This window comes from Rhizobium sp. 10N427 (assembly GCF_056394605.1).
In genome coordinates this window covers 159,332-183,552 of sequence record NZ_JBFTID010000009.1, presented here as the reverse complement: position 1 = coordinate 183,552, position 24,221 = coordinate 159,332, and the positions used below count along the sequence as shown (strand labels likewise).

At 60.4% G+C, this 24,221-nt stretch carries 26 protein-coding genes and 1 pseudogene; 18 read left to right on the top strand and 9 right to left on the bottom strand.

What is annotated here, in order from left to right:
• The first annotated feature begins 50 nt into the window (after positions 1-50).
• Together parC and AC1DIJ_RS20050 are read left to right on the top strand one after the other, a co-directional pair.
• Positions 51-2,309: a DNA topoisomerase IV subunit A gene (parC, locus tag AC1DIJ_RS20055; RefSeq protein ID WP_112389582.1), complete on the top strand. Its 2,259-nt coding sequence runs from the start codon at positions 51-53 to the stop codon at positions 2,307-2,309.
• Between the two features lie 162 nt (positions 2,310-2,471).
• Positions 2,472-2,927: an SRPBCC family protein gene (locus tag AC1DIJ_RS20050; RefSeq protein ID WP_112389583.1), complete on the top strand. Its 456-nt coding sequence runs from the start codon at positions 2,472-2,474 to the stop codon at positions 2,925-2,927.
• A gap of 121 nt (positions 2,928-3,048) precedes the next feature.
• On the opposite strand, the gene AC1DIJ_RS20045 is transcribed toward AC1DIJ_RS20050, so the two are convergent.
• From AC1DIJ_RS20045 to hemB, 3 genes are all read right to left on the bottom strand, one after another.
• Positions 3,049-3,825: an arginyltransferase gene (locus tag AC1DIJ_RS20045; RefSeq protein WP_112389584.1), complete on the bottom strand. Its 777-nt coding sequence runs from the start codon at positions 3,823-3,825 to the stop codon at positions 3,049-3,051.
• Between the two features lie 167 nt (positions 3,826-3,992).
• A complete protein-coding gene (locus AC1DIJ_RS20040) occupies positions 3,993-4,451 on the bottom strand; it encodes an RDD family protein (protein WP_112389585.1) in 459 nt (152 codons plus the stop codon).
• Positions 4,452-4,521: 70 nt separating this feature from the next.
• Complete coding sequence (gene hemB, locus AC1DIJ_RS20035) at positions 4,522-5,535, bottom strand: porphobilinogen synthase (protein ID WP_112389741.1); 1,014 nt, start codon at positions 5,533-5,535, stop codon at positions 4,522-4,524.
• A 132-nt stretch (positions 5,536-5,667) separates the two neighbouring features.
• Between hemB and AC1DIJ_RS20030 the strand changes: the two genes are divergently transcribed.
• Together AC1DIJ_RS20030 and ldtR are read left to right on the top strand one after the other, a co-directional pair.
• Positions 5,668-6,105 (top strand): DUF6163 family protein, encoded by a 438-nt coding sequence (locus AC1DIJ_RS20030; protein ID WP_112389586.1) that lies wholly within the window; start codon positions 5,668-5,670, stop codon positions 6,103-6,105.
• 130 nt (positions 6,106-6,235) lie between these two features.
• Positions 6,236-6,751 carry a transcriptional regulator LdtR gene (ldtR, locus tag AC1DIJ_RS20025; RefSeq protein ID WP_112389587.1) on the top strand — a complete coding sequence of 172 codons (516 nt, stop codon included), beginning with the start codon at positions 6,236-6,238 and terminating at the stop codon, positions 6,749-6,751.
• A gap of 155 nt (positions 6,752-6,906) precedes the next feature.
• Here ldtR and AC1DIJ_RS20020 read toward each other — a convergent pair whose 3' ends face one another.
• Positions 6,907-7,641 (bottom strand): DUF5677 domain-containing protein, encoded by a 735-nt coding sequence (locus AC1DIJ_RS20020; protein WP_112389588.1) that lies wholly within the window; start codon positions 7,639-7,641, stop codon positions 6,907-6,909.
• 480 nt (positions 7,642-8,121) lie between these two features.
• On the opposite strand from AC1DIJ_RS20020, the gene AC1DIJ_RS20015 reads away from it, so the two are divergent.
• The 5 genes from AC1DIJ_RS20015 (at position 8,122) to AC1DIJ_RS19995 (ending at position 13,446) form a co-directional block, all read left to right on the top strand.
• A complete protein-coding gene (locus AC1DIJ_RS20015) occupies positions 8,122-9,429 on the top strand; it encodes a L,D-transpeptidase family protein (RefSeq protein ID WP_112389589.1) in 1,308 nt (435 codons plus the stop codon).
• Between the two features lie 325 nt (positions 9,430-9,754).
• Positions 9,755-11,053, top strand: coding sequence for a serine hydroxymethyltransferase (glyA, locus tag AC1DIJ_RS20010; protein ID WP_112389590.1), 1,299 nt, complete (start codon positions 9,755-9,757; stop codon positions 11,051-11,053).
• A 9-nt stretch (positions 11,054-11,062) separates the two neighbouring features.
• Positions 11,063-11,539 (top strand): transcriptional regulator NrdR, encoded by a 477-nt coding sequence (gene nrdR, locus AC1DIJ_RS20005; RefSeq protein WP_112389591.1) that lies wholly within the window; start codon positions 11,063-11,065, stop codon positions 11,537-11,539.
• A 3-nt stretch (positions 11,540-11,542) separates the two neighbouring features.
• Positions 11,543-12,826 carry a bifunctional diaminohydroxyphosphoribosylaminopyrimidine deaminase/5-amino-6-(5-phosphoribosylamino)uracil reductase RibD gene (gene ribD, locus AC1DIJ_RS20000; RefSeq protein WP_112389592.1) on the top strand — a complete coding sequence of 428 codons (1,284 nt, stop codon included), beginning with the start codon at positions 11,543-11,545 and terminating at the stop codon, positions 12,824-12,826.
• Positions 12,826-13,446 carry a riboflavin synthase gene (locus AC1DIJ_RS19995; RefSeq protein ID WP_112389593.1) on the top strand — a complete coding sequence of 207 codons (621 nt, stop codon included), beginning with the start codon at positions 12,826-12,828 and terminating at the stop codon, positions 13,444-13,446. Before ribD ends, AC1DIJ_RS19995 begins: the two co-directional genes overlap by 1 nt.
• Here the strand turns inward: AC1DIJ_RS19995 and AC1DIJ_RS19990 are convergent.
• From AC1DIJ_RS19990 to AC1DIJ_RS19980, 3 genes are all read right to left on the bottom strand, one after another.
• On the bottom strand, positions 13,409-13,942 hold the full coding sequence (locus AC1DIJ_RS19990; protein ID WP_112389594.1) for a GNAT family N-acetyltransferase: 534 nt from the start codon (positions 13,940-13,942) through the stop codon (positions 13,409-13,411). The genes AC1DIJ_RS19995 and AC1DIJ_RS19990 overlap by 38 nt on opposite strands.
• 19 nt (positions 13,943-13,961) lie before the next feature.
• On the bottom strand, positions 13,962-14,465 hold the full coding sequence (locus AC1DIJ_RS19985; RefSeq protein ID WP_112389595.1) for a cupin domain-containing protein: 504 nt from the start codon (positions 14,463-14,465) through the stop codon (positions 13,962-13,964).
• 118 nt (positions 14,466-14,583) lie between these two features.
• Entirely contained in the window at positions 14,584-14,943 is a 360-nt protein-coding gene (locus AC1DIJ_RS19980; protein WP_112389596.1) for a hypothetical protein, read from the bottom strand.
• 334 nt (positions 14,944-15,277) lie between these two features.
• Between AC1DIJ_RS19980 and ribH the strand changes: the two genes are divergently transcribed.
• The 3 genes from ribH to AC1DIJ_RS19965 all read left to right on the top strand — a co-directional run bounded on the left by ribH (position 15,278) and on the right by AC1DIJ_RS19965 (position 18,562).
• On the top strand, positions 15,278-15,739 hold the full coding sequence (gene ribH, locus AC1DIJ_RS19975; protein WP_112389597.1) for a 6,7-dimethyl-8-ribityllumazine synthase: 462 nt from the start codon (positions 15,278-15,280) through the stop codon (positions 15,737-15,739).
• Positions 15,736-16,218 carry a transcription antitermination factor NusB gene (gene nusB / locus AC1DIJ_RS19970; RefSeq protein WP_112389598.1) on the top strand — a complete coding sequence of 161 codons (483 nt, stop codon included), beginning with the start codon at positions 15,736-15,738 and terminating at the stop codon, positions 16,216-16,218. Before ribH ends, nusB begins: the two co-directional genes overlap by 4 nt.
• A 202-nt stretch (positions 16,219-16,420) precedes the next feature.
• Positions 16,421-18,562 carry a sodium-translocating pyrophosphatase gene (locus AC1DIJ_RS19965; protein ID WP_112389599.1) on the top strand — a complete coding sequence of 714 codons (2,142 nt, stop codon included), beginning with the start codon at positions 16,421-16,423 and terminating at the stop codon, positions 18,560-18,562.
• A gap of 78 nt (positions 18,563-18,640) precedes the next feature.
• On the opposite strand, the gene AC1DIJ_RS19960 is transcribed toward AC1DIJ_RS19965, so the two are convergent.
• The gene (locus AC1DIJ_RS19960; protein WP_112389600.1) at positions 18,641-19,165 is read right to left on the bottom strand and encodes an outer membrane protein assembly factor BamE; all 525 of its coding nucleotides are present in this window, start codon (positions 19,163-19,165) and stop codon (positions 18,641-18,643) included.
• Positions 19,166-19,356: 191 nt separating this feature from the next.
• Here AC1DIJ_RS19960 and AC1DIJ_RS19955 point away from each other — a divergent pair.
• The 6 genes and pseudogenes from AC1DIJ_RS19955 to AC1DIJ_RS19930 all read left to right on the top strand — a co-directional run bounded on the left by AC1DIJ_RS19955 (position 19,357) and on the right by AC1DIJ_RS19930 (position 23,800).
• Positions 19,357-19,946 (top strand): annotated as a pseudogene (locus AC1DIJ_RS19955) (ubiquinol-cytochrome C chaperone family protein).
• Between the two features lie 10 nt (positions 19,947-19,956).
• Entirely contained in the window at positions 19,957-20,511 is a 555-nt protein-coding gene (locus tag AC1DIJ_RS19950; protein ID WP_112389602.1) for a DUF177 domain-containing protein, read from the top strand.
• A gap of 101 nt (positions 20,512-20,612) precedes the next feature.
• Entirely contained in the window at positions 20,613-21,659 is a 1,047-nt protein-coding gene (plsX, locus tag AC1DIJ_RS19945; protein WP_112389603.1) for a phosphate acyltransferase PlsX, read from the top strand.
• A gap of 19 nt (positions 21,660-21,678) precedes the next feature.
• Positions 21,679-22,650: a beta-ketoacyl-ACP synthase III gene (locus tag AC1DIJ_RS19940; RefSeq protein WP_112389604.1), complete on the top strand. Its 972-nt coding sequence runs from the start codon at positions 21,679-21,681 to the stop codon at positions 22,648-22,650.
• Between the two features lie 110 nt (positions 22,651-22,760).
• Positions 22,761-23,099 carry an integration host factor subunit alpha gene (locus AC1DIJ_RS19935; protein WP_112389605.1) on the top strand — a complete coding sequence of 113 codons (339 nt, stop codon included), beginning with the start codon at positions 22,761-22,763 and terminating at the stop codon, positions 23,097-23,099.
• A gap of 110 nt (positions 23,100-23,209) precedes the next feature.
• Positions 23,210-23,800: a MerR family transcriptional regulator gene (locus tag AC1DIJ_RS19930; protein WP_112389606.1), complete on the top strand. Its 591-nt coding sequence runs from the start codon at positions 23,210-23,212 to the stop codon at positions 23,798-23,800.
• 62 nt (positions 23,801-23,862) lie between these two features.
• Here AC1DIJ_RS19930 and AC1DIJ_RS19925 read toward each other — a convergent pair whose 3' ends face one another.
• The gene (locus tag AC1DIJ_RS19925; RefSeq protein WP_112389607.1) at positions 23,863-24,180 is read right to left on the bottom strand and encodes a DUF1236 domain-containing protein; all 318 of its coding nucleotides are present in this window, start codon (positions 24,178-24,180) and stop codon (positions 23,863-23,865) included.
• Positions 24,181-24,221 lie beyond the last annotated feature (41 nt).

The following is a 24,221-nucleotide window of genomic DNA, read 5'->3' as shown; positions in this document are numbered from 1 at the left end:
AAGCCCCCCGATTCCTTGCCGTGGAGAGCCTTCTAGGCTAGGCAAGGCCTATGGGACAAGAGATTTTGCCGCCTTCCGGCGGAGACGACGACAGCATTCTTCCGGTTGACCTCAAGGCCGCGCTCGAAGAGCGTTACTTGGCCTATGCGCTGTCGACCATCATGCACCGCGCTCTTCCTGATGTGCGCGACGGCCTGAAGCCGGTGCACCGGCGTATCATCCATGCGATGAGCGAGATGGGCATCCGCCCCAACGCGGCCTTCAAGAAATGCGCCCGTATCGTCGGTGACGTCATCGGTAAGTTCCACCCGCATGGTGACCAATCGGTCTACGACGCGCTGGTGCGTCTGGCGCAGGACTTCTCGCAGCGCTATCCGCTGGTGGACGGGCAGGGGAACTTCGGCAATATCGACGGCGACAATGCGGCTGCCTATCGTTACACCGAAGCCCGCATGACCGAGGTCACCGCGCTGCTGCTCGACGGTATCGAGCAGGACGCCGTCGATTTTCGCCTGACCTATAACGAGGAAGACGAGGAGCCGACGGTTCTGCCGGGCTCCTTCCCGAACCTGCTCGCCAACGGCTCTTCCGGTATCGCCGTCGGCATGGCGACGTCCATTCCCTCGCACAACGCCCATGAGCTCTGCGACGCAGCACTACATCTGATCAAGCATCCGGATGCCACGGTCGAGACGCTGGTGGAATCCTTCATTCCCGGCCCCGACTTCCCGACCGGCGGCATCATCATCGATAGCCGCGCCAGCATCATCGAGGCGTACAAGACCGGCCGCGGCGGTTTCCGCACGCGCGCCAAGTGGGAGACCGAGGATCTCGGGCGCGGCGGCTACCAGATCGTCGTCACCGAAATCCCCTTCCAGGTTCAGAAGTCGCGACTGATCGAAAAGATCGCCGAGCTGCTGATTGCCCGCAAGCTGCCGCTTCTGGAAGATATTCGGGACGAGTCCGCCGAAGACGTGCGCGTTGTCCTGGTGCCGAAGAATCGCACCGTCGATCCAACGATCCTGATGGAATCGATGTTCAAGCTGACGGAGCTCGAAAGCCGCTTCCCGCTGAACATGAACGTTCTGTCGATGGGCCGCGTTCCGCGCGTGATGGCGCTGAACGAAGTGCTGAAGGAATGGCTCGATCACCGCCGTGACGTGCTGCAGCGCCGCTCGCGCTTCCGCCTTGCCGCCATCGAACGGCGCATCGAAATCCTCGGCGGTCTGTTGATCGCCTACCTGAACATCGACGAAGTCATCCGCATCATCCGCGAGGAAGACGAGCCGAAGCCGGTGATGATCGCCCGCTGGGACCTCACGGATAATCAGGTCGAGGCAATTCTCAACATGCGGCTGCGCTCGCTGCGCAAGCTCGAGGAATTCGAGATCCGCAAGGAGTTCGACGAACTGACCGCCGAGAAGGCCGGCATCGAAGCGCTGCTCGCCTCCGACGAGAAGCAGTGGCAGACGGTTGCCTGGGAAATCGGCGAGGTGAAGAAGAAGTTCGCCAAGGCGACCGAGCTTGGCCGCCGCCGCACCCAGTTCGCCGATGCGCCTGAGGCCGATGAAGATGCCATCCAGCAGGCGATGATCGAGAAGGAACCGATCACCGTCGTCGTCTCCGAAAAGGGCTGGATCCGCGCTCTGAAGGGCCATATCTCCGATACCGCGTCGCTGACCTTCAAGGAAGGCGATGCGCTGAAGGTCGCATTCCCGGCGCAGACGACCGACAAGATCCTGATCGTCACCACCGGCGGCAAAGCCTTCACGCTGGGCGGCGACAAGCTGCCAGGCGGCCGTGGCCATGGCGAACCACTGCGCATCATGATCGACATGGACAACGATCAGGACGTGCTGACCGCCTTCGTTCACGATCCCGCCCGCAAACAGCTGATCGTCTCGACGGCCGGCAACGGCTTCGTCGTTGCGGAAGCGGAAATGGCTGCCAATACCCGCAAGGGCAAGCAGATCATGAACGTCTCGATGCCCGATGAGACCAAGCTCTTGGTTCCCGTTAGTGGCGACCACGTGGCCGTCGTCGGCGAAAACCGCAAGCTGCTGGTCTTCCCGCTGGCGCAGATCCCCGAAATGGGCCGCGGCAAGGGCGTTCGCCTGCAGCGCTACAAGGATGGCGGCATCTCGGATGTCCGCTGCTTCGCGATCGATGCCGGCCTCTCATGGGAAGACAGTGCAGGCCGCATGTTCAACAAGAACAAGGACGAGCTGGCCGAATGGCTGGCCGACCGCGCCACGGCCGGACGCACCGTCCCGAAAGGTTTTCCGCGTAGCGGCAAATTCGCCGGCTGACACCGGTAACATTTTGGCGAGCCGCTCTTGGCGAGCGGTTTGCCTCCTCTATCTCAGTCCTGTCACCAAAAACTGGGAACGGCTCCATTCCGAAAGGCGGACGGAATGGCCCCGCAGGGAAGCTTGCGGCGTGCATTGGGCCTGTTACACGGAGGAAAATCGATGTCCGCAGAGAAGATCAAACTCACCGTTACGCATACCTATAGAGCGCCGCCGTCGGTGGTCTATGATTCCTGGCTCAACCCGGCGATCGCCAGGCGCTTCCTGTTTGCCACCGATGACGGCCATGTCATCCGCGCCGAAATCGACGCCCATGTCGGCGGACGCTTCCTCGTCGTCGACCGCCGCCCGACCGGCGATGCCTGCCACAGTGGCATCTTCCTGGAACTGCACCGCCCGAAACGCATGGTCTTCAGCTTCTCCGTAGAAGATCACGACCATTGCACCGACCGCGTCCAGATCGATTTCGAACAGCTGGGCAGCGGCTGCCGCCTGACGCTGACGCACGAAATGTGCTCGGAATGGGCCGCCCATGAGGAGAAGACCCGTCAGGGCTGGGCGCATGTGATGGAAGGTCTGGAACGGGAAGTCGATCAGGTCGACCGGCTAGCGAGCTAGCTGTCGGCCAAACGCTTAAGCGCGGTTTTGTATTTTTCCATGCAAATCCGCGCTGCCTCCAATGTGAAGGCCTCGCGCCCGCGATTAATGCACTGTGACCGCACAAGCGATCGGGAGTGTCTTAATCCGTGCCGCCCTCGGCAAGCACTGATGAATCGAAACGCTCCCATCCGCGCGGCGTCAGATGTTCCTGTGGCTGGAAGCGGGTCTTGTAATCCATCTTCCGCGATCCCTGGACCCAATAGCCGAGATAGACATGGGGAAGGCCGAGCGCCTTGGTGCGCTTCACATGGTCGAGGATCATGTAGGTGCCGAGCGAGCGGCGGTCGTAGTCGGGGTTGAAGTAGGAATAGACCATCGACAGGCCGTCGCTCATCGTATCCGTGAGTGCGGCGGCGATCAGTTCTCCGCGCGGACGGGTCTCGAGGCCGGAGCCTTCCTCCCGCTTGCGGTATTCGATGATGCGGGTGTTGACGTGGGTGTCCTCCACCATGATCGCATAGTCGAGCACAGTCATGTCAGACATGCCGCCCTGCTGGTGGCGATAGTCGAGATAGCGGCGGAACAGCGAATATTGCTCGCTGGACGGCTGGGCCGGAAATTCGGTGGCGATCAGATCGCTGTTATTGCCCATCACCCGCGTCATCGATTTCGTCGGCTGGAACTCCTGCGCCAGGATGCGCACGGAGACGCAGGCGCGACAGGCTTCGCAGGCCGGGCGGTAGGCGATGTTCTGGGAGCGGCGGAAACCGCCTTGCGTCAGGATATCGTTCATCTCGGCCGCGCGCGGGCCGACCAGATGCGTAAAGACCTTGCGCTCCATCTCCTGCGGCAGATACGGGCATGCAGCCGGTGCCGTCAGATAAAACTGAGGGGATGGCGTGGTCTGCGTATTCATCTGACGCGGATGGTTCCTTCGGTGACCGTCAATCTTGAGAGCATGACTTAAGAATAAAAAACGTCAACAGCGCGGCCGGTTTCTCCGCGCTATCATTTTGTCGTAGATATTTGATATGGCGCCCCGAACTGGCACGCAAAGGCCAGCCGGGGACTTTATTTCCGTAATCAGTTGGTGCGCACCGTCACGGTACCGACCAGGAAGTCGTGAATCATCCGGCTGCGTTCGGTGAAAAGGCCGACCAGAAGAATCAGCGGCGTCAGCACCGAGTTCAGGATCCAGAACAGTGCCAGGTGAACGATCGCCGTCAGGAAATCGAGCGGACGTCCGTCGACGCGCATCATCTGGATGCCCATCGCCCGCATGCCGAGCGAAGCCTGCGCCGGGCCGCCGACCGTCAGGCCGAAGTAGATGCCGGCCACCAGCACGAAGAGCGCCGGATAGAGGAAGAAGCCGAGGCCGAGCGTCACGATCGACAGGAAGAACAGCACGACCGCCGCCGGAATGCACAGCAGCAGCACGATGATGTAATCCAGGATGAACGCAAAGACCCGCCGGCTGAGCGTCCCGCTATAGGCGCGCCAGTCGTCCGGTGCGGCGTAGACGGGATTGGGGTTCAGGCTCATCGAGGTCTCCTTTGAAAAACGATGCCACTGATATGGTGTCGGCGGCCGGAGATGCAATGATGCGCGATTTTCAGCCTTTGGCGAGCTTGCGCGCGACCTCGATCGCGAAATAGGTCAGGATCCCGTCGCAGCCGGCGCGCTTGAAGGCGAGCAGCGTCTCCATCATCGCCCGGTCGCCATCGATCCAGCCGTTCGCCGCCGCCGCCTTGATCTGCGAATATTCGCCCGACACCTGATAGGCGAAGGTCGGCAGGCCGAAGGCTTCCTTCATCCGCCAGCAGATGTCGAGATAGGGCAGGCCGGGCTTGACCATCAGCATGTCCGCGCCTTCCTCGACGTCGAGTGCCGCATCGCGGATCGCCTCGGTGCCGTTGGCGGGGTCGATATAATAGGTCTTCTTGTCGCCTTTCAGCAGGCCGCCGGTCGAGATCGCCTCGCGGTAGGGACCATAGAAGGCGGAGGCGAATTTCGTCGCATAGCTCATGATGCCGACATTCTGGTGGCCGGCCGCATCCAGCGCGTAGCGGATGGCGCCGATGCGCCCGTCCATCATTTCGGAGGGCGAGATGATGTCGGAACCGGCATCGGCCTGCATTACCGCCGCACGCGCCACCTGATCGACCGTCTCGTCGTTGACGATTTCGCCGTCGCGCAGAATGCCGTCATGGCCGTGGCTGGTGAACGGGTCGAGCGCCACATCGGTGATCACGCCGATAGTGGGCACATGCTTCTTCAGCGCGATCGTCGCCTGATTGATGAGATTGTTGACCTCGAGGCTGTTCGAGCCGGTGGCGTCGCGCAGCTCCATCTCGATATTCGGGAAAGTGGCGATCGCGGGAACGCCGAGATCGGCCGCTTCCTTCGCGGCTTCCACCAGCCTGTCGACGCTCATCCTGTTGACGCCGGGCATGGCCGGGATCGGCTCGACGATGCCGTTGCCGGGCACGACGAAGACCGGCCAGATCAGATCGTCCACCGTCAGCCGGTTTTCCTGCACCAGCCGGCGCGTCCAGTCGGCCTTGCGGTTGCGGCGCATGCGGCGGTGTCCGGTAATGTCGTCGACGAGGTGGGTCTTGTCCTGCATTGTCTTGTCCCTGGCCATTCCATTTGCTGGCGCGCTCATTATCATGCCATCTTCGAAATCCAAACCGGACGATTGGCCGCGCCGCCTGATCCCGTCTGGCGAAGTGCAGAAGGCAAACATAAAGTCCGCCCCATGGAAAATGATTCTCCGGCCCTGCCGAAACGCACGCTGACCGACCTGATGTTCATCCTCTTCCTGAGGCTGGTGGCGATCACCTGCTTCTGGTTCGGCCTGCAATATTGGGGAATGCTGGTCGGCTACTCGCTTGTTGGCGCCGGCCGCTTCGATCTGCTCAGTCTGCCCTGGAAGGTTTGCGCCACGACGCTGGCCGTCGTCTTCCCCGTCGCCTCGCTGGGCCTATGGCTGACGGTCTCCTGGGGACCGGTCGTCTGGGTGCTCGCCGCAGGCCTGCAGGTGCTGATGCACGGCGTCCTGCCGGAGATCTTCGGCTCCAACAAACTCATTGTTTTGACACATGGTTTGGTGGCCCTGATGTACCTGGCTTTCCGTATCGCATTGTGGTTTGAGAAGCGCAGGCAGCGCCGTCAGGTAAGCGTTGATTTACCCTGATACAACGGGGGGTTTCCGGTAAGGTGCTGTTAAGCCTGCAGTTTAAGTAGAATTTTATTTGTATTCGATAGGGTCTGTCTCAAGGCGGGAAGAAAACCAACACCGCCAAACAAACAGTGAGGCAGTCATCATGAACACGAAAATCAAGCCGCAGGCGGTATCGAACTTCCGTGACCAGCAGGACCAGGACATCCGTGATCTTTACATGGAATCCCTTCATCTTGTTGAACGTCTTCACCGCCGTCTTCTGGATGTCATCAAGGACGAGTTCGACCGTCAGGGCCGCAGCGACGTCAACGCCATCCAGGCTCTCCTGCTCTTCAATATCGGCAACTCGGAACTGACCGCCGGCGAGCTGCGCTCGCGCGGTTACTACCTGGGCTCCAACGTTTCCTACAACGTCAAGAAGCTCGTCGACCTCGGCTTCATCAACCACCAGCGCTCGCGCATCGACCGCCGCTCCGTCCGCATCAGCCTGACGGAAACCGGCACCGAGATCGCCGAGACGGTCGCCAAGCTCTACGAGCGCCACATCACCTCGATCGACAAGGTCGGCGGCATCGGCACCGACGAATTCACCCAGATGAACAAGCTCCTGCAGCGCCTCGACCGCTTCTGGAACGACAGCATCATGTATCGCCTCTAAGTTCCTGAGCCGTTATTCCCGATGGCTCGGTAACAATTCAAAGTGGCAAACGGACCTAACGGGGCGAGAGAAGGCGCCCCGTTAGGTCCGTTTCTGTGCAGATTGGTCTGTGTCTGAAAGAACCCTCGGGTACGAGCTTTGCTGTGTTTGAGAGCCTAGGAATTCTTGAACCAGTTTTCGACGTTCTCAGCTCGACGCTTATGGAATTCTTCCACTTGTTGCTGAACGTCCGAAGAAAAGTAGCTGTGAATGATGCTATTGGATCCATTTACAATGGCGATGAAACAGTCAAGCGAGGCAGCCAATGAGTGCGGTTCTACTTCTTCGAAGATCACCACCTCTACCAAGCCAACGCCTTCTTCAACTCGGAAATGCCTGTCCAGCAGCGCACGCACGTTATTGTGAGTTTCTTGGCAGAGGCTGTGATACATTGACCGGTATTCGTTGAACATTCCGGCCCTCTGGAATCGTTCAAAGATTTTAAGGATCGGCCCTCTTGCTTCGATGATTGCCAACTCATTTTTATGATAAGCAAGCTGTTCAAGGGCTTCTGGGTTTTCTTTGAACAGCAAAAATGGATTCTCTCCTTTGAGCCCTTCTTGGGTGAACTTGATCCATTCTTTGTGAAAGCTAGCCATCATCTGGTCGATGTAAGTTTCTTCGTTAGCCAGATTAATCAGATCGACGTGCGCTTCGAATGCAGACCTTAGGAGATGGTTGACGCCAGTCCAACGGTCGTTTTCGAGCAACACGACAGCGCTATCCGCAAGCTCTATGATTGTCGCGTAGAGGGCGATTAAAGTCCTGTGCGTGGCTCTACCCTTGTCGAAAGTCACATTCGGGAGAAAAGCGACAGTGGCTTGCAACAGTTCTTTCAAAAATTCCAACATTGGGCGCTCTACAGTTTAGCCGTCGGCTCTGAAAGAATACAGTTGAATGTGCTCGCCGGTCACGCCCCTTCCTGCGCGTGCTTCCCCACTCACCACCAGCGTGTCATCTTTGCAACGCATGCCACCCAAGCGTAATCGCCTGTATTCAGGCCGTTTTTTAGCCGTTATTAACCAGCACCGTTTACGCATTGATATGGTTTGGTCCGTGCCGTTCACCCGCCTTGAGCCTACCGCCGGTAGGTCTTCGAGAGGGCAGGCGACACGAATTGGCCATATTGGTATGGCAGCGGAAAGACGGTAGACGGCGCCCTCAGACAGTATTTCACGCCTTCACGTTTCCGGCTCGCAATCTTGTGATGCCCGGTGGCGGAAATTTTGTGATGCGCCGGAGAACGGAATGATAGTGGTCTGCGTTATCGCGCAGTGACTCGCAAAGCCCGCGGTTTCCTCTCAAGCCTGCGGCATTCATTGGTTGGGACTATGTCGAAGAAAAACGGAATTGAAGCTCTCTCGCGCCGTGCATTTCTGGCCTCCGCGGCCACGTTCGGCGTCAGCGCCTTGGCCGCCCCGGCATTGGCGCAGACGGCCGTCGATGCGCTGATCAACGCGCCGCGCCGCGGCGACTGGGATGATCAGTTCGATGCCAAGGCCGCATCGCGCACCGCCAACGCCATCGTTTCGAATACGCCGATCCTCGGTCCCCAATCCGTTTCCAGCATGCAGCAGGCGATCGCCCAGTACCAGCAGATCGCATCTGCCGGCGGCTGGCCGACGGTCAATCCGCCTGCCGACCAGCGCCTGCAGCTCGGCGTCACCGATCAGTCGGTCCAGGCGCTGCGCCAGCGTCTCTTCGCCACCGGTGACCTTCCGCAGGAAGCCGGCATGTCGTCCTCGTTCGATTCTTATGTCGACGGTGCCGTCAAGCGCTTCCAGGCTCGTCACGGTCTGCCGTCCGATGGCGTTATCGGCGAGTTCACGCTGAAGGCGATGAACATTCCGGTCGATGTCCGCCTGCAGCAGCTGAACACCAACCTGATCCGCCTGCAGACCTTCCCGGAAGAGCTCGGCCGCCGTCACGTCATGGTCAATATTCCGGCAGCTTACGTCGAAGCCGTTCAGGATGGCGCCGTCGCCACCCGCCACAACGCCATCGTCGGCCGCCTGAGCCGCCCGACCCATCTCGTCAATTCGAAGATCTACGAGGTCATCCTCAATCCTTACTGGACCGCGCCGCGCTCGATCGTCGAAAAGGACATCGTGCCGCTGATGCGCAAGGACCCGACCTATCTGACGCGCAACAACATTCGCCTGATCGACGGCAAGGGCACCGAAGTGGCGCCTGAAACCATCGACTGGAACGCCGAGAAGGCCCCCAACCTGATGTTCCGTCAGGACCCGGGCAAGATCAACGCCATGGCCTCGACGAAGATCAACTTCTACAACAAGAACGGCGAGTATATGCACGACACGCCGCAACAGGGCCTGTTCAACAAGCTGATGCGCTTCGAATCCTCGGGCTGCGTCCGCGTCCAGAACGTCCGCGACCTGACGACTTGGTTGCTTGGCGAAACCCCCGGCTGGCCGCGCCAGCAGATGGAACAGGTCATCGCCAGCCGCGTCAACACGCCGATCAAGCTCTCTGAAGAAGTCCCGGTCTATTTCGTCTACATCTCCGCCTGGGGCATGCCCGACGGCGTCGTCCAGTTCCGCGACGACATCTACCAGATGGACGGCAATGCCGAACTGGCGCTGGATACGACGGCGACGACGGAACAGCCGGTTCAGTAAGGGGCTGGTGTTTTGAGTTTGGAAAGGCCGCGCGATTGCGCGGCCTTTTTGTTTGGCGTCGGCACGTGTGGCCCCCTCATCCGGCCCTGCGGGCCACCTTCTCCCCGCTGGGGAGAAGGGACGCCAGAGCCGCAGCGCCAACTTCCCCTCTCCCCTCGGGGAGAGGGTAGGGTGAGGGGGCTCCGGGCGCTGAGGGCGCCTTTTCGGCCCAATACTGGCTGCCTCAACACCCCGCGCGTAGATTGCCCAGCAAATGTCGTTCTTCGTATTGCTCTGGCGCAAACGGAAGGCTAAAGCTGCGGCCATTCAAGTTGAGGAGCCCGCCATGACCAATGCTTCCACACAGACCTTCTTCAATCGTTCGCTCGCCGATACCGATCCTGAGATCTTCGGCGCGATCGGCAAGGAGCTCGGCCGCCAGCGCCATGAGATCGAACTCATCGCCTCGGAAAACATCGTTTCCCGTGCGGTTCTGGAAGCCCAGGGCTCGATCATGACCAACAAATATGCCGAAGGTTATCCGGGCAAGCGTTACTACGGTGGTTGCCAGTTCGTCGACATCGCCGAAGAACTGGCGATTGAGCGCGCCAAGAAGCTCTTCGGCGTCAACTTCGCCAACGTTCAGCCGAATTCCGGTTCGCAGATGAACCAGGCCGTCTTCCTGGCGCTGCTGCAGCCGGGTGACACCTTCATGGGTCTCGACCTCAATTCGGGCGGTCACCTGACGCACGGTTCGCCTGTCAACATGTCCGGCAAGTGGTTCAACGTTGTGTCCTACGGCGTGCGCGAAGGCGACAACCTGCTCGACATGGACGAAGTCGCCCGCAAGGCCGAGGAAACCAAACCGAAGCTGATCATCGCCGGCGGCACCGCTTACTCCCGCATCTGGGACTGGAAGCGTTTCCGCGAGATCGCCGACAGCGTCGGTGCCTATCTGATGGTCGATATGGCCCACATCGCCGGTCTCGTTGCCGGTGGCCAGCATCCGTCGCCGTTCCCGCATTGCCACGTTGCCACGACCACGACCCACAAGTCGCTGCGCGGCCCGCGCGGCGGCGTGATCCTCACCAATGACGAGGATCTGGCGAAAAAGTTCAATTCGGCCGTCTTCCCGGGTCTCCAGGGTGGTCCGCTGATGCACATCATCGCTGCCAAGGCAGTTGCCTTCGGCGAAGCGCTGCAGCCCGAGTTCAAGGATTACGCGGCACAGATCGTCAAGAACGCCAAGGCGCTTGCCGAGACGCTCATCGCCGGCGGCCTCGATGTCGTTTCCGGCGGCACCGACAACCACCTGATGCTGGTCGACCTTCGCAAGAAGAACGCGACGGGCAAGCGCGCCGAACAGGCGCTCGGCCGCGCCTTCATCACCTGCAACAAGAACGGCATTCCGTTCGACCCTGAAAAGCCCTTCGTCACCTCGGGCGTGCGCCTCGGCGCGCCTGCCGGTACGACCCGCGGCTTCAAGGAAGCGGAATTCAAGGAAATCGGCAAGCTGATCGTCGAGGTTCTCGACGGCCTGAAGGCCGCCAATTCCGACGAAGGCAATGCCGGTGTCGAAGCCGCCGTGCGGGACAAGGTGATGAACCTCACCAACCGCTTCCCAATGTACGATTACATCGGCTAAGGATAGCGCATGCGCTGCCCATTCTGCGGATCGGAAGACACACAGGTCAAGGATTCACGCCCGGCGGAGGACAACACGTCCATCCGCCGCAGGCGTATCTGTCCCGATTGCGGCGGCCGCTTTACGACCTTCGAGCGCGTGCAGCTGCGCGAGCTGATGGTCGTCAAGAAGACCGGCCGCAAGGTGCCGTTCGACCGTGACAAGCTGGTTCGCTCCTTCGAGATCGCGCTGCGCAAGCGCCCGGTCGATCGCGACAGGATCGAGCGGGCGGTTTCCGGAATCGTGCGTCGTCTCGAAAGTTCGGGCGAAGTGGAAATCAGCTCCGAGGCCATCGGCCTGCAGGTGCTGGAGGCGCTGAAAAGCCTCGATGACGTCGGCTTCGTCCGCTATGCATCCGTCTACCGCGATTTCTCGCATGCCGAGGATTTCGAAAAGGTCATCTCGGAGATCAACGCCAAGATCGGCCGCGATACGCTGGACAGCTGAGCGATGAGCACTTCGACAGATGACGAACGCTATATGGCCGAGGCGATCCGCCTCGGCCTTTTGCATCTTGGCCAGACCGCGACCAATCCGTCTGTCGGCTGCGTTGTCGTCAAGGACGGCGAGATCGTCGGCCGCGGCACCACGGCTATAGGCGGCCGCCCGCATGCCGAGCCGCAGGCGCTTGCCGAGGCAGGCAGCCGCGCCGAGGGCGCCACTGCCTATGTGACGCTCGAACCCTGCTCGCATTTCGGCAAGACACCGCCTTGCGCTAATTCGCTGATTGCGGCGGGCGTCTCCCGCGTGGTGATCAGCGTCACCGATCCCGACGAGCGCGTGTCCGGCCGCGGCATCGCCATGCTTGAGGATGCCGGCATCACCGTCGATACCGGCGTTCTGGAAGAGGAGGGCAGGCGCTCGCTCGCCGCCTATCTCACACGCCAGACGAAGAAGCGGCCCTATGTGACTCTCAAGCTTGCGGTTTCCGCCGACGGCATGATCGGCCGCCGGGGCGCGGGGCAGGTGGCGATCACCGGGCCGCTAGCGCGCGCCGAGGTGCAGAAACTCAGGGCGGAGTCGGATGCGATATTGATCGGCATCGGCACGGCGATTGCCGACGATCCGGAACTGACGGTGCGGATCGCCGGGCAGGAGACCCGCTCGCCGGTGCGCATCGTGCTGGATCCCATGCTGTCGCTGCCGGTGACCGGCAAGCTGGCGCTGACGGCGCTGGATGTGCCGGTGATCGTGGTGGCGCGGGAAGAGCTATCGGATCTGGCTGTCGTCGAGGGAACACCCCCCTCTGTCCTGCCGGACATCTCCCCCTCAAGGGGGGAGATCGACTCTCGGATAGCATCTCCCCAAACAATCGAAGCTGGAACGAGTGGGTCCGCCCAGCCAATCTCCCCACCTGTGGGGGAGATGCCCGGCAGGGCAGAGGGGGGTAACCCAACCACTGACACCAGCGAATTGGACTCCCGCCGCACCGCCCTCGAAGCTCTCGGCATCGAAATCCTCTACTGCAACCCCTACCACCCGGAAGTCCTGCTCCCGGCGCTCGCATCCCGCGGCATCTCCTCGCTGATCGTCGAGGGCGGCGCCCGGACGGCAAAGCTTTTCCTCGACGCCGGCCTCGTCGATCGCGTCCAGCTCTACCAGGGCGATGTGGTGATCGGCGCCGATGGTATTGAATCGCCGGTGACGAAGACCGATATGCCATCCGGTTTCGCCCTGAGGGGCACATTTGCATTCGGGCCCGACCGAATGGACGAATACGAAAGAGAGCTTTGATGTTCACCGGCATTGTTACCGATATGGGCAGGATAGAATCCGTTTCCGCGATGAACGAGGGCGTCAAGCTGCGCGTCGCCACGAGTTACGATCCTGCGACCATCGACATGGGCGCATCGATCTCGCATTCCGGCGTCTGCCTGACAGTCACGGGATTGCCCGCCGAAGGCAGCAACGGCCGCTGGTTCGAGGTCGAGGCCTGGGAAGAGGCGCTGCGGCTGACGACGATCGCCACCTGGAAGGAAGGTAGCCGGGTCAACCTCGAGCGCTCGCTGAAGATCGGCGATGAACTCGGCGGCCATATCGTTTCCGGCCATGTCGACGGCAAGGCCGAAATCCTCTCGGTGACCGCCGAAGGCGACGCCACCCGCTACCGCCTGCGGGCGCCGGAGCATCTGGCGAAATTCGTCGCTCCCAAGGGCTCGATCGCCCTCGATGGCACCTCGCTGACGGTCAATGCCGTCGATGGCACCGATTTCGATGTGCTGCTGATCCGCCACACGCTCGAAGTGACCACCTGGGGCGAGCGCAAGGCGGGCGACTTCGTCAATTTCGAAGTCGATACCATGGCCCGCTACGCCGCTAGGCTGGCAGAGTTTCCGTCCGCGAAAAGAGAATGATCTCACCGTTGTAATCGGTGCGCGTCACTTCGCGGAAGCCGAGCTTTCCCGCAAGGCGGATCGACGGCGCGTTTTCCGGCGAGATGATGCAGGTCATCTCCATGTCAGGAAAGCGCTGCTCGGCCCAGGCGATCATCGCCTGCAGCGCTTCGCTCGCATAGCCGCGGCCATGGAAGTTCGGCGACAGCGCCCAGCCGGTCTCCAGCGTGCCCTCGATCGAGGGCGTCATCTCGCGGCGGGTTTCGAGAAAGCCGCATTCGCCGACGAAGCGGCCGCTTTCCTTTTCCTCGATGGCCAGGAAGCCGAAGCCCATATGGTGCCACATGCCGGTGGCGCGCAGCAGCCGCGCCCAAGTCTGTTCGCGTGTGCTCGGCACGCCGGTGATGTGGCGCACCACGTCCTCGTCAGCCCAGAAGGTGACATAGGCTTCGAAATCGGTCTTGCGGTGCGGGCGCAGGATCAGGCGCTCCGTCTCGATCGTCGGAATATTCAACATCGAAAATCGCTTTCTGTTTTTATGCGCCAGGCTCGTTATGCCAGTAGTCCAGGCTTTCATCGGTGCGGCCGATGACCCGGAAGCTCGGGTAGCCGCCATCCTTGCGGGTCTTGGCCAGGAACTTGCCGGAGTCGGGATATTCGACGATCTCCGTCGGCGACATGGTCGAGACGCCCATGTAGATCAGCGGTTCACTCCCGGTATTGAGGATCTGATGCGCCGTCTCGGGGCCGCCGGCCGGTGCGCCGAGAACCGATCCTTTGGAGATCGCGTGCCGTTCGGCACCGAAGCGGTATTCGCCGCTTCCGGAGAGAACGATGAACAGCTCATCTTCGACATGATGATTGTGGAAGGGGCAACCCGATTTGCCTGGCGGCACTTCATTATAGCTGATGCCGAGATTGGAAAGGCCGAGAAGCTTGCCGAAGGAAATATCGGTGCTTTCGTAAAGCGTGCCTTGTGTCCAATGATCGAGTTCGAGGGTGGCCGGGTTGATAACCGGTGTCGTCTTTTCTGATGGCATGTTTTGTCTCCCTTGGCGGGCAACAGACCATCATTCGGCAGTGGTTTTCAAGAGCGGGAATAGAGATATAGGGAAAGGCGGGGCTCAGCACGCCGCCTTTCCCTGGTCGTGGTTGATGTCAATCGGTGAAGATCGTCAGGCTGCCATCGGCCGCCTGTTCGACGTTGATGACGTTGTTGACGCTGATGCCCTGATCAGCAAGCTTTCGGGTAAGGCTCCTGTTGGCGTCGATCGAGGCCTGGATCTGGTGGACTTCCTGAGCATCGCGGATCGGGGCCGAGCGCGGGCCGAACTGGTCCATGCTGTCGATGTTGCGCCAGTCCTGATATTGCTGGACGGCGAAGTTGCCCTGGAACGAGCGCAGGGTCTGCTCGATGCCGGGGGCGGAGTTCATCCCAAGGCTTTCCGCACGGCTGACGCCGGCAAAGGCGAGGGAGGAGAGAGCGGAAACGATGGCGAGTTTGGCAACGCGGTTCATGGTAGTATCCTTTCATCTGCCCGGACGGTCGGCTGTCGTGCAGGGGATCGTCGGCGTTACGAGAAAGGAATTGGGGCGCCAAAGCCGCCCCTTCAATGGCTTAAGTCACTGAAATCGCGTTAATTATTCTTCATCTTCCTTGCCTTTTTTATGCCTTATTCGGGGCGGTGGAAAGTGCATGTTGATGCGCTGCAGCATGGCTTTGTTCTATGCACTTGCAAGGATTTCAGGTTTTGCATTTCAGCCATGATCGGAATTTGCTTGCCATTCGCGCGAAGGCATGTTTTGACCGCGGCCTGCCGCATGGCGAGTTCTCTAAAACCGAAGGTGACACATGGCGCGGGCCGATGCTCCCCACATTTTGATCGTTGAAGCACGCTTCTACGACGACATGGCTGACGCACTCCTCGAAGGTGCGAGCTTCGCGCTGAAGGAAGCCGGCGCGACCTTCGACGTGGTGACGGTTCCCGGCGCGCTGGAAATTCCGGCGGCGATTGCCATGGCGCTCGACGGCGCAGATAATGGCGGCGTGCTGTACGACGGCTTTGTCGCCCTCGGCATGGTCATTCGCGGCGAAACCTATCATTTCGATATCGTCTCCAATGAGTCGTCGCGCGCATTGATGGACCTCGCCGTCAGCGAGTCGCTTGCCATCGGCAACGGCATTCTGACGGTTGAAAACGACGAGCAGGCTTGGGCACGCGTCCGCCGCTCCGACAAGGACAAGGGCGGTTTTGCCGCCCGTGCAGCTCTCACGATGATCGAGCTGAAGAAGAAACTGGGTGGGCTTGAATGAGCAATGAAACTCCGGAGCGTCAGGTAAAGGCGGCAAACCAGCGGGGCGCTGCGCGTCTTGCTGCCGTTCAGGCGCTCTATCAGATGGATATCGGCGGTACCGGCGTTCTGGAGATCGTCGCCGAATACGAGGCGCATCGCCTCGGCCAGGAAATCGACGGCGAAACCTATCTCAAGGCTGATCCGTCGTGGTTCCGCTCCATCGTCTCGGGCGTCGTGCGTGAACAGCTGCGCCTCGACCCGCTGATCGCGTCCGCGCTGCAGGACGACTGGGCGCTGTCGCGCCTCGACAGCACCGTGCGTGCAATCTTGCGCGCCGGCGTTTTCGAGCTGACCGACCGCAAGGACGTTCCCGTCGCCGTCATCGTCACCGAGTATATGGAGATCGCCCAGGCGTTCTTCGAGGATGACGAGCCGAAGCTCGTCAACGCCGTTCTCGATCGCATTGCCAAGCAGGTACGCGGCGACACCAAGAAGTAAGCTTCTTTAACCTCCATCGGACCAAATCGCTCAATCCATTGTGCTGCAAGGGTTTTAGCCTCTGCGGTCTTGACGTCGTGTTTTCCACCAAGCAATCTCCGCACGCAAAGCTAGAGCGTTTCTGAGGAGAGAAGACGATTCGGCTGCGTTCGTGGTCGGGGCGGAGAAGTGCACCGGCAGCACTTTTGGAGGAAAGAGCGAAATGAACATTCTTTTATGCGTAATCGCATGCGGTCTGCTCTCGGTGGTCTACGCCATCTGGACGACCCGTTCGGTGCTGGCCGCCGATCAGGGTAATAGCCGCATGCAAGAAATCGCGGGCTATATCCGCGAAGGCGCACAGGCCTATCTCACGCGTCAGTACAAGGCGATTTCGGTCGTCGGTATCGTTGTTTTCATTGCAGCATGGCTGCTTCTCTCCGGGACGGCCGCGATCGGCTTTCTGATCGGCGCCGTGCTTTCAGGCGCTGCCGGTTTCATCGGCATGCACGTTTCCGTCCGCGCCAATGTGCGCACGGCTCAGGCCGCCTCCCACAGCCTCGCGGCTGGCCTCGATATCGCCTTCAAGTCCGGCGCCATCACGGGTATGCTCGTTGCCGGTCTCGCGCTGCTCGGCGTGTCGATCTATTATTACGTCCTGACAGGCATTCTCGGTCATGAATCCGGATCGCGCGAGGTCATCGATGCGCTTGTGTCGCTCGGCTTCGGTGCATCGCTGATCTCGATCTTCGCCCGTCTGGGCGGCGGCATCTTCACCAAGGGTGCTGACGTCGGCGGCGACCTCGTCGGTAAAGTGGAAGCGGGTATCCCGGAAGATGATCCGCGCAACCCGGCCACGATCGCCGATAACGTCGGCGACAATGTCGGTGACTGCGCAGGCATGGCGGCCGACCTGTTCGAGACCTATGCTGTCTCGGTCGTCGCCACCATGGTGCTTGCCGCCATTTTCTTTGCCGGGGCGCCCATCCTGCAGTCAGCGATGATCTATCCGCTGGCGATCTGCGGCGTCTGCATCATCACCTCGATCATCGGCACCTTCTTCGTCAAGCTCGGCTCGAACGGCTCGATCATGGGCGCTCTCTACAAGGGTCTGATCGTGACCGGCCTGCTGTCGATCGTCGGTCTCGGTATTGCCACATCACTGACAGTCGGCTGGGGTTCGCTCGGCACCGTTGCCGGGCATGAGATCACCGGCACGAACCTCTTCATCTGCGGTCTTGTCGGTCTTGTGGTCACGGCGTTGATCGTCGTTATCACCGAGTACTACACAGGCACAGGCAAGCGCCCGGTCGTCTCGATCGCCCAGGCATCGGTGACCGGTCACGGCACCAATGTCATCCAGGGCCTTGCGGTCTCGCTGGAATCGACAGCGCTTCCCGCCATCGTCATCGTTGGCGGTATCCTGGCAACCTACCAGTTCGGCGGCCTGTTCGGCACCGGTATTGCGGTCACCTCGATGCTCGGCCTTGCCGGCATGATCGTCGCGCTCGATGCCTTCGGTCCGGTCACCGACAACGCCGGTGGCATCGCCGAAATGGCGCATCTGCCGCCTGAAGTGCGCAAGTCGACCGACGCGCTCGACGCCGTCGGCAATACGACGAAGGCCGTCACCAAGGGCTACGCGATCGGTTCTGCCGGTCTCGGCGCGCTGGTGCTGTTCGCCGCCTATGCCAACGACCTGCAATACTTCGCCGCCCATGGCGACCAGTATCCGTATTTCGCAGGCATCGGCACGATCTCCTTCGATCTGTCGAACCCCTACGTTGTCGCCGGTCTGCTGTTCGGCGGCCTGATCCCGTATCTGTTCGGCGGTATCGCCATGACGGCCGTCGGGCGCGCGGCGGGCGCCATCGTCGAGGAAGTGCGCAAGCAGTTCCGCGAAAAGCCGGGCATCATGCAGGGCACGGAAAAGCCGGATTACGGCCGCGCCGTCGACCTTCTGACCAAAGCCGCAATCCGCGAGATGATCATCCCCTCGCTGCTGCCGGTTCTGGCGCCCATCGTCGTCTACTTCGGCGTTCTCCTGATCTCCGGCTCCAAAGCCTCGGCCTTTGCGGCGCTCGGCGCCTCTCTGCTCGGCGTGATCATCAACGGTCTCTTCGTCGCCATCTCGATGACTTCGGGCGGCGGCGCATGGGACAACGCCAAGAAGTCCTTCGAAGACGGCTTCGTCGACAAGGACGGCAACCGCCATATGAAGGGTTCGGAAGCCCACAAGGCATCCGTCACCGGCGATACCGTCGGCGATCCCTACAAGGACACCGCTGGTCCGGCCGTCAACCCGGCGATCAAGATCACCAATATCGTCGCACTTCTGCTGCTTGCGATCCTCGCCGGCATGTAAGGGGAGGCGATAGTCTGAAACGAAGAAACCCGCCGGAGCGATCCGGCGGGTTTCTTAATTGTTCATGCAATATCAGTCTTACTTGATGCTTGCCGGGTTCTGAGGATTGCCATCCGGTGTGCCGAACAGGCTCTTTGCCGCGCTGCCTGCGCCGCCCGAGAGAACCTGCTGCAGGAAGGTGAGTTCGCGGCCGCCGGTCGGCGTGACGCGCGAGATCGTGTCGAACACCTTGCCGTCCTGGAGCGTGTAGTTGGCGCGCCGCGCCACGACGCCGTCCTTGTCGAAATAGATGGCGAGAACTGTCTGGTCCACCACCTTCAGCTTCTGGAAGGCGACGGAGCGCGTGCGGCGCTGCGAGATATAATAAAAGACTTCGTTGTCGAAGGTAGCGGTCGTCGAAGGCGTGCCGAGCGAAAGCAGGACCTGCTCGCGGCTGGAACCCTCGGGAACGAGGTTGAGCGACTCCGCATCGACGACATAGCCGCCGTTCAGCACGGTGCCGGTCTGGCAACCCGTCAGTCCCGCTGAAGCAATCATGATCGCAATGGCCGCGCTGCTGAAGAACTTTACGTCAGACTTGAAATACCGTTTCTTCAACGACATCTACTCCCCTTGAGTATCGGTAGGCGGCTTTGGGCCATGCTTGAGCACCGCTGATGCAAAACCTTTGTGGCCTTTCCGGGGTCGAATTCTCCCAATTCGCCGCGTCGCAGCCCTGAAAGGGCGCTGTCCCGAAAGTGGCCACCTTCGGCATTGCAATTCGCGCCTGCTTCGGTAAACCAGCTTTCGAATTCATGCAACACGGCCTACGCAACTCCGCGTGAAGAATGAGGCATTTCCGGAAAAAACAATGATCTTCGGGCTCTTTCGTAAGAAAAACAACAATCAGGCGATCGTCGAACGGCAGTATTCGACGCTGACGGCTGCGGCCCGTATGCCCGAATTCTATGAGACGATGAATGTGCCCGACACGGTCATGGGCCGTTTCGAGATGCTGTCGCTGGTGATGATCCTGTTCTTCCGCCGCACCCGGGCATCGGGAACCAGCGGTCAAGAGATCGCCCAGGAAATCGTCGATGCCTTCTTTCAGGATATCGACTATTCGATCCGCGAGCTCGGTATCGGCGACAACAGCGTGCCGAAGCGCATGAAGAAACTCGCCGGCATGTTCTATGGGCGCCTCGAAGCCTATTCGAAGGCGATGGACGCAGGAAATGGCGAGGAGCTTGCCACGGCATTGTCTCGCAATATCCACCCGAAGACGGAAGCCCCGGCAGATATGAGCGCACTGAGCGGCTGGATGTTCAAGGCCGAAGCTGCTCTGTCCGGACAATCCGAAGACCAGATCGCCACCGGCTCGGCAACGCTGCCGGAAGCGGTCTGAGGAGGACGTAATGAAACATCAGGATGACGCCATTCCCTTTTCCTACCTCGTGAAGGTTGGCCATGTCTCGGCCAACCCCGTCGAGGTTCGCCTTGAGGCAGACGAGAAGGAGCGTAAGGCGCTGGCCGAAAGCTGGGATATCCTGGCGGTCGACGAAATGCGTGCCGAGCTGCAGATCAACCGCTGGAAAAAAGACGGCATCCGCGTCAAGGGCAGGGTGCGTGCCAAGATCGTTCAGGCCTGCGTCGTCACGCTCGAGCCGGTGCCCTCAGATATCGACGAGCAGTTCGAGCAGATCTTCGTGCCTGAAAATTCCAAGCTTGCCCGCCGCCCGGCCAATGATGCCGGCGAGATGGTACTGGACCCGGATGGTCCCGATCTGCCGGAAGCCTTCGTCGGCGACAGTATCGATGCAGGCGCCGTGGTGACCGAATTTGCCGCCCTGGCAATCGATCCCTATCCCCGCAAGGCTGGCATCGAGTTTTCCGGACACATCGAAGATGACGGCCAGAAGGACAAGAAGCCTTCGCCCTTCGCTGCGCTGAAAGACTGGAAGAAGGACTGAATACCCGTTGGGTATTTGACATATTTGAGTTGTAAGCGTTACGAAAACCGGTATTTTGGCCGAAATTTCGCCTCCCCGGCGAAAAGAAGGATCAGGGACGCGTGATTAGAATTTCTCTCGACCTCATGGGTGGCGACTTTGGTCCCCAGGTTGTCATCCCAGGTGCCGCAAAGGCATTGGAGCGGCATCCGGATATCTCCTTCGCTTTCTACGGGTTGAAAGAGCAGTGCGATCCGGTTCTGGCGAATTTTCCCAAACTCCGCGACAAGTCTGTTTTTCATGACTGCGAGCTTGCCGTCCGCATGGACGAGAAGCCCAGCCAGGCGCTGCGCCGCGGCCGCTATGTCTCGACAATGTGGCGGTCCATCGAGGCCGTAAAGACCGGTGAGGCCGATGTTGCGGTTTCGGCCGGCAATACCGGCGCGCTGATGGCGATGTCGAAATTCTGTCTGCGGACGATGGCCAATATCGAGCGTCCGGCGATTGCCGCGATCTGGCCGACGTTGCGCGGCGAAAGCATCGTTCTCGATGTGGGCGCCACGATCGGCGCGGACGCGCAGCAGCTGATGGATTTCGCTCTGATGGGCGGCGCCATGGCGCGTGCACTTTTCGATCTCGAACGTCCGACGGTCGGTCTGCTGAATGTCGGCGTTGAAGAGGTCAAGGGTCAGGACGAAGTCAAGGAAGCCGGCCGTCTGCTTCGCGAAGCGGGCATCGAGTCGCTCGAATATTCCGGCTTCGTCGAGGGCAACGATATCGGCAAGGGCACGGTCGACGTTGTCGTCACCGAGGGTTTCTCCGGCAATATCGCCCTGAAGACGGCGGAAGGCACCGCCAAGCAGATCAGCACGCTGCTGCGCGAGGCGATGTCGCGCACGCTGATGGCCAGGATCGGCTATCTGCTTGCCAAGAGCGCCTTCGATCTCCTCCGCGAGAAGATGGACCCGAGCAAGGTCAATGGCGGCGTGTTCCTCGGTCTCAACGGCATCGTCATCAAGAGCCATGGCGGCGCCAATGCCGAAGGCATCGCTGCCGCGATCGAAGTCGGTTACGACATGGCCAAGAATGGCCTCAATCAGAAAATAGAAAACGATCTTAAGAAATATCACGCCAAGCGGCTGCCCCCGATCGGGCCGGAAGCTGCGTGAGCGACGGGGTTTAGCAAGTATGATCCGTTCAGTGGTTCGCGGGTTCGGATCCGCACTTCCGAAACGCGTAATGACCAATCGTGACATTGAGGACGTTGTCGATACGTCGGACGAGTGGATCGTCCAGCGCACCGGCATCCGCCAGCGTTATGTTGCAGGCGAGGGCGAGACGACGTCGTCGCTCGGCGAGGCCGCAGCGCGTGCCGCGCTTGACAATGCAGGCCTGACGCCTGCCGACATCGATCTCATCATCTGTGCCACCTCGACGCCTGATAACACGTTTCCGGCGACCGCGGTGAACATCCAGAACCGTCTCGGCATGAGCCATGGCTTCGCTTTCGACGTTCAGGCTGTCTGCACCGGCTTTGTTTATGCGGTGACGACGGCGGACGCCTATATTCGCGGCGGTCTCGCCAAGCGCGTGCTGGTCATTGGCGCCGAAACCTTCTCCCGCATTCTCGACTGGAACGATCGCACCACCTGCGTTCTGTTCGGCGATGGTGCCGGCGCGATCGTGCTGGAGGCCTCTGAAGGCGAGGGCAAGACCTCGGACCGTGGCGTTCTGACCGCGCATCTTCGCTCTGACGGCTCCCACAAGGACAAGCTTTTCGTCGATGGCGGCCCGTCGAGCACCGGCACTGTCGGCAAACTGCGCATGGAAGGCCGCGAGGTCTTTAAATATGCTGTCGGCATGATCACCGACGTCATTACCGCAGCCTTCGAGGCGACCGGCACGACGTCTGACGATCTCGATTGGCTGGTCCCCCACCAGGCAAACCGGCGCATCATCGACGGTTCGGCCAAGAAGCTGAACATTGCCCCAGAAAAAGTCGTCGTTACCGTCGATCTCCATGGCAACACCTCGGCGGCTTCCATTCCGCTGGCGCTCGCCGTTGCGGCCGGTGACGGCCGTATCAAGAAGGGCGATCTGGTGATGCTGGAGGCCATGGGCGGCGGCTTCACATGGGGCGCTGTACTGCTGCGCTGGTAACGGCATAAATCGCGAAAAACTGGCGACGAACAAGAGCTTGACCGTAAGGCACAAGACAAATAGTCTTTGTTCGCTTTCATAAGATATTTTGTAGTTTGGGCGGGGAAACCATGACCGGAAAGACAGTGACGCGAGCAGACCTGGCGGAATCGGTTTTCCGGAAGGTAGGCCTCTCGCGAACGGAATCCGCCGAGCTTGTCGAAACCGTGATCGACGAGATCTGCAACGCCATCGTCCGCGGCGAGACCGTCAAGCTTTCGTCCTTCGCGACATTCCAGGTCCGCGACAAGAACGAGCGCATCGGCCGCAATCCGAAGACCGGCGAAGAAGTGCCGATTTCACCCCGCCGCGTCATGACCTTCAAGGCGTCAAACGTCCTGAAGACCCGGATTCTCAAGGCGCATACGCTTCGCAAGGTGAAGCAGAAGCCCGTCAATCCGGCCTCCTGAGCCCATCCCGGGCACTGTGCATAATCGATAAATCATTGATGTCATTGCCCGCGATCTGTGGGAACGCGAAGACGTGACTTGAATTCGACGCTTCAAACCGTTGAAATATGATGAGTCGCGGATTGGACCGCCACCGAGGTCGCGTAGGGAGTAGGACGTTGGACAAGAGCCCTGATGCTTTTCGAACCATCAGCGAAGTTGCGGATGACCTTGATCTGCCGCAGCACGTCTTGCGCTTCTGGGAAACCCGTTTTCCGCAGATAAAGCCGATGAAGCGCGGCGGTGGACGCCGCTATTATCGTCCTGAGGATGTTGATCTGCTGAAGGGCATCCGGCATCTGCTTTACGATCATGGCTATACGATCAAGGGTGTGCAGAAACTCCTGAAGACCAATGGCAACAAGTTCGTGGTCTCGGTCGCCCATGGCGATCTGGCGAGCGTCGAGGCGCTGGCTGCGAGTTCCAAGGATGGAGCAGGGGCCTCATCCGAGCCGCGGGTCAGCATGGCCGACGAGGATCAGCTGGTCGGGCGCGCCAAAGCCCCGATTACGCGCCGCTTCTTCAATTTCGTGAGCGGCGAGGACGAACAGGCCGACGTATCGATCGGCAAATCCAGCGTCGGCAAGGAAGATCGGGCCCTGCTTCAGGAAGCACTCTATGATCTGCTGGAATGCAAGCGCCTGCTCGATCAGGTCCGCTAATCATTTAGATCCACGGAAGTCTAAAGCGCGGAAGCATCTGCTCCCGCGCTTTTCTGTAGGCGCTATTCGAGAACCTGGATGACGCGGTGCGTCTGGGGCTCCACGATCACGCGGCGATCGTTGATCACCGTATAGGCATAGCCATCTGCATCCGGAACGGTGTGGACTTCGACGGTGTCAGGCAGAGTCGTGCCGACGACGACATCGCCGTCATAGACGACCGACGGCACCTGCTGCTCCATCACATAGGTGCGGACTTGTCCTGGAAGCACGATCGCGCCTGTCGGCGCGGGATCGGTGACGATGACAGTGCTCTGCGCGAACGCGGCAGAACTGACCGTCAGAAGTACGGCGGCCGTGGCCAGCATGGTCTTGCGCATGGTGTGAACTCCTTTTCCTACCCAGCTGAGATCAAAACGCC